This is a genomic window from Occallatibacter sp. (genome assembly GCF_049582745.1).
Taxonomy (GTDB): Bacteria; Acidobacteriota; Terriglobia; order Terriglobales; family Acidobacteriaceae; genus Telmatobacter.
In genome coordinates, this window is the sequence record NZ_JBAUUO010000144.1 from 19,036 (window position 1) to 31,265 (window position 12,230).

The 12,230-nt window shown below is 58.8% G+C and carries 6 protein-coding genes; 2 read left to right on the forward strand and 4 right to left on the reverse strand.

Translation table 11 applies throughout. From position 1 onward, the window contains the following. Positions 1-55: 55 nt before the first annotated feature. Positions 56-1,006, reverse strand: coding sequence for a diacylglycerol/lipid kinase family protein (locus tag WCA10_RS20505; RefSeq protein ID WP_472824386.1), 951 nt, complete (start codon positions 1,004-1,006; stop codon positions 56-58). A gap of 242 nt (positions 1,007-1,248) precedes the next feature. Here WCA10_RS20505 and WCA10_RS20510 point away from each other — a divergent pair, with 242 nt between their 5' ends. Beyond that, entirely contained in the window at positions 1,249-4,161 is a 2,913-nt protein-coding gene (locus WCA10_RS20510) for a CIA30 family protein (RefSeq protein WP_472824387.1), read from the forward strand. A gap of 70 nt (positions 4,162-4,231) precedes the next feature. Here WCA10_RS20510 and WCA10_RS20515 read toward each other — a convergent pair whose 3' ends face one another. Both WCA10_RS20515 and WCA10_RS20520 read right to left on the reverse strand, forming a co-directional pair. Beyond that, complete coding sequence (locus tag WCA10_RS20515) at positions 4,232-5,659, reverse strand: phytoene desaturase family protein (protein ID WP_472824388.1); 1,428 nt, start codon at positions 5,657-5,659, stop codon at positions 4,232-4,234. A gap of 17 nt (positions 5,660-5,676) precedes the next feature. After that, a complete protein-coding gene (locus WCA10_RS20520) occupies positions 5,677-7,341 on the reverse strand; it encodes a lipase maturation factor family protein (protein ID WP_472824389.1) in 1,665 nt (554 codons plus the stop codon). Between the two features lie 127 nt (positions 7,342-7,468). Here WCA10_RS20520 and WCA10_RS20525 point away from each other — a divergent pair, with 127 nt between their 5' ends. Beyond that, positions 7,469-8,623: a glycoside hydrolase family 88/105 protein gene (locus tag WCA10_RS20525; protein WP_472824390.1), complete on the forward strand. Its 1,155-nt coding sequence runs from the start codon at positions 7,469-7,471 to the stop codon at positions 8,621-8,623. A gap of 411 nt (positions 8,624-9,034) precedes the next feature. On the opposite strand, the gene WCA10_RS20530 is transcribed toward WCA10_RS20525, so the two are convergent. Then, on the reverse strand, positions 9,035-11,848 hold the full coding sequence (locus WCA10_RS20530) for a C45 family autoproteolytic acyltransferase/hydolase (RefSeq protein WP_472824391.1): 2,814 nt from the start codon (positions 11,846-11,848) through the stop codon (positions 9,035-9,037). Between the last annotated feature and the right edge of the window lie 382 nt (positions 11,849-12,230).

Consider the following 12,230-nt stretch of genomic DNA (forward strand, 5'->3'; position numbering starts at 1 on the left):
GGATGAAAAAGCGTCGCAGCGATGATTGCAGGAGGGGGACCGAAGCTGCAAATCTCTACGGCCGAGCGCCGGGAGGAATGAGGAGCATCAGCGTCTCCCGCGCAACCTCGATGCGCGCCGGCAATGTGCCCAGCACCTCGCCATCAGCTTCCACAAACACCTTCGACTTTGATCCGTTCGCGGGGCGGCATTCGACAAAATCGGCGTCGAGAAGTTCGATTGCCCTAGAAAAAGTCTGGTGGCCTGCGATGGTCGCGAGCAGGAAGCGAAAATAATGGAAGCGGCTGCGGGTCTTGAAGGCTACCAGGCTCAGATCTTTTTTGTGCAGGGTAGCGCCGGGAGCGAATACCCCCAGCGCCCCGCCGAAGGAACGGATGCGTATGGCAAGCAGTTGCGAAACCTGTTCGACACGAGGCTCGCTGTTGCCGCTTATAGAAAACGCTGCGTCGAAAAGCGGAAACGGATGAGATACCCAGATCTTGAATGCCTCAATCATGTAGAGCGCATACCCCAGGCGACGCTTCATCACCGGGTCCATGCTCGACATCAGCAGCGCGTCGGCACCGATTCCAGCCGCGACCGTGAAGTATCGCCAACCCTGCGCGCCATTGGCTTCCTGAAAAAAGATGCGACCGACGGGGATCTCAATCGGCTCGGCATTAAGCAGCACCCGCACGGCCTTCACCGGATCTCGCCCCAGCCCGAGGTTCTGCGCCAGCGCGTTCGCGGTCCCGAGAGGAATGACACCGAGAGCGACTTTGGTTCCGACAAGCGCCTGAAGCGCCTCATGCACGGTGCCGTCGCCGCCACATGCCAGCACTGCGTCATAGCCCTGCCGGCTGGCGGCAAGCGCGAGAGATTTCCCGCTGCCCGGCGCATGGGTTTCAAGTGCTTCGGCTTCGATTCCCGCCTTGCGCAGAGCCGCGATCACATTCCGAACCTGGGATGCGCGGCCTCCTGAATGCTGACCTGAAGCAGGATTGTAAATTAGCGCGACACGGCGCATGGACGCTTTCTAGCCTCGTTTGAGGTCACCTTTATGAATGATTTCATTCTACAGACGATGGCTTACCTTCCTCCAGCTTGGATGCGAACCGGAACGGATACGATCCTGACGAATCGAGGCCTCCGGTGAGGTTCTGGCTATCTTTCTTGGCGATAGGTTGAACCGCACATGCATGTGCTGCGTAGGTCAGATAGAATGACTCGCCGTACACCCGGAAGGATCCAGGGATACCTGCAAATACCATGACTCTACCCGTGCGTAATTCCTCAAAGTTGTTGCTTTCGAGTCTGGCGATTGGACTCGTCGTTTTCACGTTGTGCGCCGCAGCGCAGGAAAGGTCTGCGCCGTCGACGGAGACGCCCCGCTACAAAGACGCGTCACTGCCTATCGCCGATAGGGTCGCCGACCTATTGCCGCGGTTGACGCTTGAAGAAAAGGTCCATCAGATCACGGGCGGCTGGGACTCGAAGATCGAGGTCATCGATCCCACCGGAACGTTTACTACGGAAACAGCTCGCAAGACGCTGTCGGCGGAGTGGGGGCCGGAGGTGAAGTTCACTCCGCGCCAGGCTGCAATTCTCCGCAACGGCGTGCAGCGCTATCTGCGCGAGAAGTCGCGCCTCGGAATTCCGGCAATGTTTCTCGGTGAGGCCCTGCACGGCTACATGGAGTACGGCAGCACGAGCTTTCCGCAGGCATTGGGGCTGGCAGCGACGTTCGATCCGGCGCTGGTGAAACGTGTCTTCACGGCTGTTGGCGATGAGGCCGGCTCGCGCGGGGCGGGACAGGTATTCTCGCCGGTGCTGGATATGGCGCGCGATCCGCGCTGGGGCAGGACGGAGGAAGGATACGGAGAGGACCCTTACCTGATTTCGCGCATGGGCGTCGCCGCCATCGAGGGCCTTCAGGGCGATTCCTATTCCATCGATCGCCACCACGTTCTCGCTACGGCAAAGCACTTTGCTGTGCATGGCGCGCCCGAAGGCGGCACCAACACAGCGCCCGGCAACATCTCGGAACGCGTGATTCGCGAGACCTACCTCGTCCCCTTCCAGGCAGCTGTGCTGGAAGCGCATGTGGGCAGCGTGATGGCCTCGTACAACGAAATCGACGGCGTGCCCAACCACATCAACCACTGGCTGCTCGATAAGGTATTGCGCCAGGAGTGGGGATTTGACGGCTACCTGACATCGGATGGCGATGGTCTGCAGATGCTGGTAGGCACGCATCACGTGGCGTACAACTTTGCGGACGCAGCGCGGCAAGGGCTGGCTGCGGGAATCGATTACGAATTGTCAGAAGGCACGGTCTACAGCACGCTGGTCGACCAGGTGAAGCAGGGCCTGGTTCCCGAGAGCGAAGTGGATCGGGCGGTTGCGCGAGTATTGGCGACGAAATTCCGGCTCGGGCTGTTCGACAATCCATACGTCGATCCTGATTACGCAGAGAAGGTGAACAACAGTCCCGAGCACAAGAAGCTGGCTGCGGAAGCGGCGCGCAAGGTTATCGTGCTGCTGAAGAATGACAAGAACCTGCTGCCTCTCGACATGACGAAGCTGAAGTCCATCGCCGTCATCGGTCCGAATGCCGCCGACGTTCACCTGGGCGGATATAGCCGCGACCCCGGGTACGGAGTCAGCGTGCTTGACGGCATCAAGGCCAAGGTCGGCGACAAGGTCAAGGTGCTCTACGCAGAAGGCTGCAAGATCACCACCGCGCCGCAGGGCTTCCTCGGCTGGTGGGCAAACGATGTGCAGCTCGTCGACCCGAAGACGCAGACTGCATCGATACAGGCGGCGGTGGATGCGGCAAAGAAGGCCGATGTTTCGATCCTTGTTGTCGGCGAAAACGAAAGCACCAATCGCGAAGCGTGGTCTGAGGATCATCTCGGCGATCGCGACTCGCTCGACCTGCTCGGCGCCCAAAACGATCTCGTGAAAGCTGTCGTCGAAACCGGCAAGCCGGTGGTTGTGCTTCTGCTGAACGGCCGCCCCTTGTCGGTCAACTACATCGCTGAGCATGTTCCTGCAATTCTCGAAGGATTCTATCTCGGTGAAGAAGGCGGGACGGCCGCCGCCGACGTGCTCTTCGGCGATGCCAATCCCGGCGGAAAATTGCCGATCACGTTTCCGCACACGGTAGGTGCGCTGCCGGACTACTACAACCACAAACCCTCGGCGAATCGCAGCTACGAGTTCTCGACGCGCCAGCCGCTGTTTCCCTTCGGCTATGGCCTGAGTTACACAACGTTCAAGTTCGAAAACCTGAAGATTGAACCGCAGCAGATTATGCAGGCGGGCACGGCAAAGGTCAGCGTCGACGTAACCAACACCGGAACGCGCGAAGGGGACGAGGTTCCGCAGTTTTATATTCATCAGCGCGTGGCTTCAGTTACGCAGCCGGTGATGCAGTTGAAAGGGTTCGAGCGCATCACGCTGAAGCCCGGTGAAAAGCGCACCGTGACCTTCACGGTTACGCCAGAGATGTTGTCGATTCTGAACATTGACATGCATCGCGTCGTCGAACCGGGTGTCTTCGACATGATGGTGGGACCGAGTTCAAACAAAACCACGACTGTAAAGCTGACCGTTACCGGCGCCGGTGGAGAGACGGGAAAACCGGCGGCCATGGCACCGGTGCCTGCCGGCTCAGAGAACAACATGGTGAGTAACTTCGACGGAGGTAAAGTCGCCGCCGCCTATGGAATGTGGATTCCGGCCAGCGACGCGATGCAGGGAGGAAAATCCAATTCGAAATTCGACGTCGTTGAGCCTGGCGCGGCCGGAACGAAGAACGCGATGCAGGTGAGCGGCGAATTGGTTCCTGGCGGACCATTCGTGTTTGCCGGAGCACTCTTCTCGCCGGGCATTGCACCGATGAAGCCCGTGAACCTATCGAAGAAAAGCACCATTAGCTTCTGGGCTAAGGGCGATGGCCAGACCTATACGCTGATTGTGCTGACCGAGGCGCGAAGCGGCCAGAGCGGTGAAGCACCGGCAATGACGTCGTTTACCGCGGGTCCGGAGTGGAAGCACTACACGTTTCCGTTCTCAACGTTTGAGACCGACGGCAGCGATATCAGCGGAATTGGATTCATCCGTGTCCAGGAGCCGGGTAAGTTTCAATTCTCGATCGACGAAGTAGAGATCAAATAGGAGCGAATGCGGATTTGATTTGAAGCGCGCCGGCTGAAACCGTCTATGAACACGGCGAATCATCGCAGAATTATTGCTGGAATCGCATTCTGCGTATTGCAACCTGCGCGGCACGAAAACCGCACATGCCGTGGACTCCGCCACCCGGCGGCGTGGACGAAGAACATATAAACAGATTCGGCGCGCTCGTCTCGTAGGTGAGCGCGGAAGGACGCAGCAGAAACTGCTTCATCGTCATCGCCCCGCCGCTGATGTCGCCGCCCAGCAGGTTCGCATTCATGCGCTCGAGCGTCGCTGGATTCGAGACGTTCCGGGCCAGTACGCAGTCGCGAAAGCCGGGTGCAAAACGCTCGATCTGGGCTTCAAGGCGATCCGCCATATCGACCGTAGAACCGTTGGGCACGTGGCAGTAGGCCCAGAATGTGTGTTGTCCCCTCGGTGCGCGGCTCGGATCGAAGAGCGATGGCTGCGCCGTGAGCACGAAAGGCCGATCCGGATGGTGGCCCTTCAATACCGCGTCCTCCGCCTCTGCAATCTCTTCAAAAGTGCCGCCGAGATGAACGGTGATAGCGCGTTTGCACTCCGACGCACGCCAAGGCACCGGCTGCGAAAGAGCATAGTCGATCTTGAAGACGCCCGGTCCCGGGTTAAAGCGCTCCATCAGGCTGCGGAAACCGTTTGTGAGGCAGTCGCCGGCGATTCCAACGAGCTGCCGCGGCGAGGTATCAAACAGCATTGCGACCTGCGGCGAATTCAATTTGTGAAAAATTTCGGGATTGACGCGGCACGAGGTGTAGACCTTGCCGCCAAAACTCTGCAGATGACCAATAAGCGCCTTGGCGATGCTCTGCGATCCCCCCTGCGGAACGGGCCAGCCAACCTTGTGCGCCGCGGCGCCGAGCACCAGCGCAACGGCGGAGCTGAGGGCGTCGTCCAAGCTGAGAAAGGAATGCGCGGCCAGCCCGGCAAACAAGGCCCGCGAGCGCGGCTGCGTAAAACGATGCATCGCAATTCGCCTGGCCGACTGAAACGCCAGCGCACCAAAGCGCGCCATAAACAACGGATGTCGCGGAATGCGCAATACCGGGCCGAGTGACTCCTCGGCAAACCGACCCCAGTGATCCACCAGCGGCGTCACCAGGCTGCGCCAGGCCTGGGCATCCGGCCCGAATTCCCTGTCCTGATCGGCGAGATCGCGCTCCAGCATCACGGCGGTCCCATCGTCGAGGGGATGCGCGAGTGGCGCGTCGCCGTGGATCCAAGTGAGTCCGTAGTCGGCAAGAGGAAGTGTGGTGAAGAAGGGCGATTCTGCCCCCATGGGATGGACTGCCGAGCCGAAATCGTGCAGAAACCCAGGCAGCGTCAACGGCAGCGTACGTGCTCCGCCGCCCGGCACGGCCTCCGCCTCGAAGACTTCGACATCGATGCCGGCCTGGGCGAGCGCGATCGCAGCCGACAGACCGTTGGGGCCGGATCCGATGACATAGGCGCGCTTCATTCCATCATTCTCCCAGATCAGTCATGCGTAGGAAGTTCGTCAGGCCATTGAACCACAGCGGGCCGGCCCTCCGGCGTCCGGGTAAGTACGGGAGCGTAGAGTCCAAGGAGCTGCCTTCGCCACCAGTTTCCCGTGGTGCGCTTCTCTTCGCGCGTGGTGAACCAGTATTGCCAAAGAACGGCGCGCACATAGCGGGGCGGCGCCTGCGAAAACGGGTTGTCGCGGAATAGCGCCAGCACAGCCTTGTCGTTCTCGAGCAGCCGCTCTTCGGTGAGCGGCACGATATCGTCCTGCCGCCAGTCGCCAAGCGATGCAAACCACAGGTTCCAGTCGAAGCGCGGCTGATACGGCGCGTAGATGCGCGGAGCCTCGTTCAACGCCTGTGGCTTGTTGCGGAAGGTATACGGGATCCAGTTCTCGCCGTCAATCGAACCCTGGAACTCGATCTCGTATCGCCCGTTGGTCATCACTGCGAACAGCCCGTACTGATTGGCGATGCGAAGATGCTCGAGCGCCTCGATCGGCAAGGTGGGTAGCGGCAGAGTGCGAAAAAGAATCTCAATCATCTCCGCGGTTGTGTCATAGAAGATCCACGTGAGCATGACCGCGGCAATGGCGAGCCGAATCGCGCTGAGATTGCCACTGAGGGTGCGCGGAACGCGACCGTGCGAACTGCGTTCGTTCTCTGCTTCAGTTCCATCGTCGGCCGATTGGGTTTGATCCTGCGGTTCCTTCGCATCTGAAGATTCGGCACGTGAAGACACCGCGCTCCGAAAGCGCGACGGCACCAGGCGTTGCAGAGATTTGTCGTCCAGAAGCAAGAATCCTAGTGATAACACGAGGTAATTCAAGAACGTGTAATTCGCCGTAAGAATTACGCCAATCTCCCATGGCGTAACGATGTAGAAACATATAATGCGCACCCGCCGTGGAAAGAAGAGCATCCACACGATCGCAAGTTCCAGCACCAGCGTGCCGGCCGCGCTTGCAGCCTGGAACCAATGCGGAAGATGCTGGACATACCAGCCGATCCAGGTGGGCAGCGGGCCGTTCTGGTAATACTCATCCATCGCGGTCAGCGTCCGCCACTGGCGGTCGCCGCTTACCAGCTTAACCATGCCCGATTCAAAGTAGATGCGGAACCACTCCCACTGCAGCAGGAACAGGCTGGCGCGCGAAGGCGGCGTGCCTGCACCAAGTCCCGGTATGAGACCGCGCGGCACAAAAAAGAGTGCGATAAATCCAGCCTCCAGGAGCATGCCGTCCGACTGATAATTGGAGAATTCGTTCGCCGCCGTCACAAACGAAAGAAAACAGAGAAAACATAGCAAGAAGCTGAGCCGCGGCCAAAGGTTCACAAACGCAATAATCGAAGCCGCCAGGCCGATCCACGTCACGATCATTAATGCGTGCGAACTCGACGATAGCCAAAACAGCGTGGGCGCGTACCAGAACTTTGACGAAGGGAATTGCTGGGCCACTGCGGTGAGGTAATCGCGCGCCGGCATAATGCCGTCAGGCCCGATCATCCCCTTGATCTGAAACAGCAGCGAATAAAACGCGGAGAAGTAGATGGCAGCCAGCGCGCGCAGAAAGATCCAGCGCGGCATCAGCCTGCCCGGTGCGCCGGCGCGGGAGTCAAACAACCAGTGAAGCCAATAACCGGGGTTGCGCTCCGCCATATGCAAAACAGATTATCGAGTTTGCCGGATCGGTGTCATGGGCCGAATTTCGGCGCGGAAACATGAATGTCGCCTGAGTGCTCTGACTCGATACACTAGCTTCCAGCAGTTCAACGCGAGCAGGTTCATGAAGAAATCCTTTCTGGCCGTCTTGATCTTGTCATTTGTCTCTTTACACCGCATCGCGGCGGTCGCACAGATTTCCCTCCCCATCATCGATGAACGCGCCGCGGCCGGCGACGAGCCGGATGATCCCGGCCCGCTTGCTTCCGATCTCTTTCCAAGTCTGAAGCGCCCGGCGATTCTCAAGGCCATGAGGAAGGTTGCCGACTGGCAACTGCAGCATTCCGAGGGGCGCTACAACATCCAGTGGACGTTTGCAGCGCTCTACGATGGTCTTCTTGCTGCATCGAAAACCACAGGCGACGGCCGTTATCACGATCGGGTTCTCCAGGTCGCACGCGACAACCATTGGGAAATCGGCCCGCGCTTCGCTCATGCCGATGACGAAGCCATCGGCCTAACCTATCTTGCTTTTTATGCAGCGGACCGCAAGCCGGAGGAAATCGCTGCTACGCGCGACGGCATGGACAAGCTGCTGGCCCGCCCCGACGATCCCAAAAAGAATCTGTGGTGGTGGTGCGATGCGCTCTATATGGCGCCACCGGTGCTGGCACAACTTTCGATAGCTACGGGCGATCGCCGCTATCTCGACTTCATGAACCGCGAGTGGTGGATTACTTCCGGATCACTGTACGATCCCACCGAACATCTCTACTTCCGCGACGACCGTTTTTTCATGATGCATGAAGCCAACGGACAAAAGGTCTTCTGGTCTCGCGGCAACGGATGGGTTTTGGCTGGTCTGGCATTTGTTCTCGAGCGCATGCCCGCGGATTATCCTGACCGCGCCAAATACGAACAGCAATTCAAAGATATGGCTGCGCGAATCGCTGGCCTGCAGCAATCGGACGGGCTGTGGCGCGCGAGCCTGCTCGATCCCGGCTCCTATCCGAATCCTGAAATCTCCGGCTCAGGATTTTTTACGTACGCCATGGCATGGGGAATTCACCACAAGCTTCTCGATCGCAGGAAATATCTGCCCGCGGTCAAAAAGTCCTGGGCAGGAATGCTGACGCATGTCTACGCGGACGGCAGGCTCGGATCCATTCAGCCCATCGGCGGCGAGCCAGGCAAATTCAAGCCGTCGTCGAGCTACGTTTACGGTGTAGGCGCGTTCCTGCTTGCGGGGTCGGAGCTTTCGCAGCTCGCCGGGAAGTGAGGTTTCGAGTTCGGCCTGCCAATTTTAGACGACTTAGTTCTGTTGTTCCGCCAAGATTGATACGAATCTCGACCGCGAGATTCGCGCCCTCCTTGCGGCGCATTTCCGTCAGTTCGGGCGAGTTATAAATCAGCGCATCCTCGCGAGGCAGATGTGCGAAAACGATCGGGAGGAGCAGGCGATGTGGGCCTTCAGACGCTACGCAGCTCCTTACCGATAGGTTCCGCAGCGGAGCGTGGGTTTTGCATTGATTTGTGACGAATGACGGAATCTTTGTGTGAGCGCATGCGCTCATTGGGCCTACAGCCCGGAAACCGCGATCCCGGACGGCGAGCTTGCAACCGCTTTACGATCCTTTTGTCCTAATCAACCTCTCGTCGTGAGTTGCAGAATGGATGCGCGGGCGCCAAATCAATTCCCGACTCGCGCTCGCTGAACAGAGGTTGTGCTGCGGGCAAAAAACCCCTTCAACGGGCTCTTGCCATCCCGGAAAATGATGTATTGATCGGCCGTCAGCTCGACATTTTGCGCCTTGACGGTGCTGAGAGCATCATTCCCGGCGACAAGCAGCACCATGCACGTGGGATCGAGTGGGTTGTCCGCCGCGAGAATAAGCGCCTCGCGTTCCGATGCGTGCATGTCGCCATTGATTTTGAAGGTCGCAGCGTCGTAATCGAGGCCGAGTTGCGTCGACCAGCGCGCGAGAGCCGAATTTGCCTCGGGCCGGCCAACGAACACTACGTTGCGGTGGCGCAGCAAGTCATCCGTGACCTCGAAATCCTTGTAGACCGGGACCTCGCTTTCGTAGCCGTTGAGAAAGTTATGCTGCAGCTGTTCGGCCGCGAAGCGGTTCGCACCTGCGTCGCGCGTCGTCCCATACACAATGACGGCAGACGGGAGACGGCGCCAGATGTCATTGACAAGGTAGGTTGGGCCGTCGGGAGGATCGATGGCGTCAAGATGTGCGGCGACCCGTGTAAGCCCCGCCTTCTCGAGGAAGGAGTCTGCCGTCACGGTTTTCGTCGTCTGGGCTACAAAATAATCGCGCATCAGTTTCAAAAAGGCATCGTCGCCCATTCGAACGCGGAGTGAATCGAGAAAAAGAACGCCTTTCGAGCGTTCCAGCCGATACTTGTCGAGTGCCGTGGGCGCGCCCGCCTGCAAACTGCGCCAGACGGCACGCTGGGCATTCATCGCTTCGTCGATGTCTTTTGACTGAAGTATTTGGTAATACTCAGCCGATCCCGCCACGAACCAGATATCGCTATCGGAAGCTGGCAATAGCCAGCCCTTCCACAGGCGGTTCGTATAGTCCACGTTGTTTGAGGCCGGCATGGCCCTGGGTGTCTCCAGCCCTGCTGCCTCAGTCATCCTCGTTTCTTCGTTTTGATCAATCGAGGCGCGCAAAGTGGCGGAGGGCTCGGCACCAAACAGGTAATAGCCAGACGGATAGAGACCATCATCTCCGTCGAAGTCGTATTTCTTGTTGGGCAGCCATTCCCGCTGATTGGGCCTGCCGAACTCCGCCCACACCATCATGTGCGAGGCCATGTCGGCTGTGACCACCTTCGCATCCATGGTGGCCACAGCTACAAGCGGAGCGGTATGAAACGCAAGAAACCCAAACTGCTCGTCGATCTGGCCGCGGTACTTCTGATAGAGCTGCTGCCAGGCCATGTCTCTTCCGCTCGGAACGTAGGGAATGAACTGTGGATCGCCTTTGGGATCGGGGTATTCTTCCAGCCGTACGCTGAGGTCCTTGGCGTTGTTATCACCCCAATAGAATCCGGGCGTGTCGCCGAACCACTCGTTCCTTGAACTGCGCCACAGTTTCGTATGGTTCGTGCCCAGATCGAAAACAGCAATCTCGTTTGTCTTGGCGTCTCCCATGATCCACTCATTGGTGTAGAGACCGTTGTTCTGCTTACTGAGAATGCGAACCACATCGTCGATGTTGCCACCATACTGAATGGCCATGCGCGCGCGGAATGCTACCGGAGTCCCGGCGCCATTGAATGGAGTCTGATCTATAGTCGTCTCGGTCAATACCACACCGGCATCGTTCTGATACCAGTCGGTGCCGCTTTCGATGCCGCCGGGATAACTCTGAAGCAGCACGCGGTGGCCCGAGGCAGGCTTGATGTCGAGCATCACGTTCGTCTGCTCGGCCAGCGTCAAAGGCCACCATGTAACGTGGCCAATCACCATCTTGCCGTCGCGAGTCGCCGGTCCTGTCGCGGCAAAAGCACTGCAATGGTCTTTTACCGTGTCGCGCTTTCGATCGGAGTAAGGCGGAGCATCGAAGCTCATTCCTTCGAGGCCGGTAGGCGTGGCGGAAACCGCGGAAGCAAGCTCCCCCATCTCCACGGTGGTATTGGCTACAGCAATGTCCAACAGGTCAATGCGGCGGTCTTTCCACCGCGCACCGGCGTCAGAAGCACCGTCGGCTATGCCCCGCATTTCCTCAAGAATTTCACGGTCAAAGCCACGCAGAAAAAGCGCGTTCGCCGTGGTGCGGTAATCGTCCCAATGATCTTTGGAGCCCAAAACTGCCGCGCAGCGTTCGAGATATTCGGGAATCTCGCGCGACATCAGGTGGCCGTGCTGATATCCCCGCTCATACGGCTGCCCCTCGATGTGGAGATAGATCCAGCCGGCCGCAGGATAGCGGTACGCCGGGCCAAACGTCTGCACCGCTTCCCTTGCCGGCCATTCGTCGCCGGATGAGGGTATCTCTTCCAGATCGATGCCTTCGAACCATGCTTTTCCGCGAAACGATCCTCCGTTGCCCACCGTCAACACAACCTGATCGTTGCTGCGGCTGGCCACAAACTTGAGAGACACGTGTGTCCACGGCTGAGTTCCTCCCAACGCCGCGGAATGCACGTCGAACGGCATGGACGCCATTGCCAGAGCCGCTCCAATCGCAATCGGCGTGCGATCCACGTCCGCCACCTGCAGGTCTTCCGTTCGGACCCATCCGCTCACTTCGTAGCGCTTGCCGATGGTCAGGTTGACCGGGGCCAGACGAACAGATGCGTCCTGCGAAATCGCGTCCCGGTCCAGCCGGATTGACTTGTGGCCGTCATGCAGCACGCTGATATCGAGCACCGCTGAGCCATGAACCACGGTCCAGTGTTCTTCTGTGCTGTCAAACGATCCTCTATAAACAGGCGTCGACGCATTGGCTGCCGTGAGAAGCAGAAAGAAAGGAACGAGAAGCATATTCGCCCTCCCGATTTGGACCACAGGTCCGCAGTGAGTGAAAATCATACTATTTTGGTGGCGCGTGGGAAAGTCTCAATCTGGCTTAAAAGCTAGGCTGTACTGATCGTGATGGCCTGGCACTCTTTGCTCCTCGAGGGACGGCGTCCACGACGATCACCAGCGTCACCATTTCGCCTCATAGGTTCGCCTGCATTCTCGCTGACTTCAGCCGGATTCTTCCTCTTCAGTTTTGAAACTCCATCCGCGCGGACCCCGGAGCATGAGCAGACATTGGCCGGTTAACAGTCAGTATGGAGTGACCGGCACCGATGCGCTGATCGTGGGTTAGGCTGTGAGTTCAGAAGGACGCACAGTTCAGAGCCACAAGCGGAAGGGAGCC

Excerpts from the sequence above, each read along its gene's own strand:
- WCA10_RS20520 (WP_472824389.1), bottom strand. The coding sequence starts at position 7,341 with ATGGCGGAGCGCAACCCCGGTTATTGGCTTCACTGGTTGTTTGACTCC.
- WCA10_RS20515 (WP_472824388.1), bottom strand. The coding sequence starts at position 5,659 with ATGAAGCGCGCCTATGTCATCGGATCCGGCCCCAACGGTCTGTCGGCT.
- WCA10_RS20510 (WP_472824387.1), top strand. The coding sequence starts at position 1,249 with ATGACTCTACCCGTGCGTAATTCCTCAAAGTTGTTGCTTTCGAGTCTG.
- WCA10_RS20530 (WP_472824391.1), bottom strand. The coding sequence starts at position 11,848 with ATGCTTCTCGTTCCTTTCTTTCTGCTTCTCACGGCAGCCAATGCGTCG.
- WCA10_RS20525 (WP_472824390.1), top strand. The coding sequence starts at position 7,469 with ATGAAGAAATCCTTTCTGGCCGTCTTGATCTTGTCATTTGTCTCTTTA.
- WCA10_RS20505 (WP_472824386.1), bottom strand. The coding sequence starts at position 1,006 with ATGCGCCGTGTCGCGCTAATTTACAATCCTGCTTCAGGTCAGCATTCA.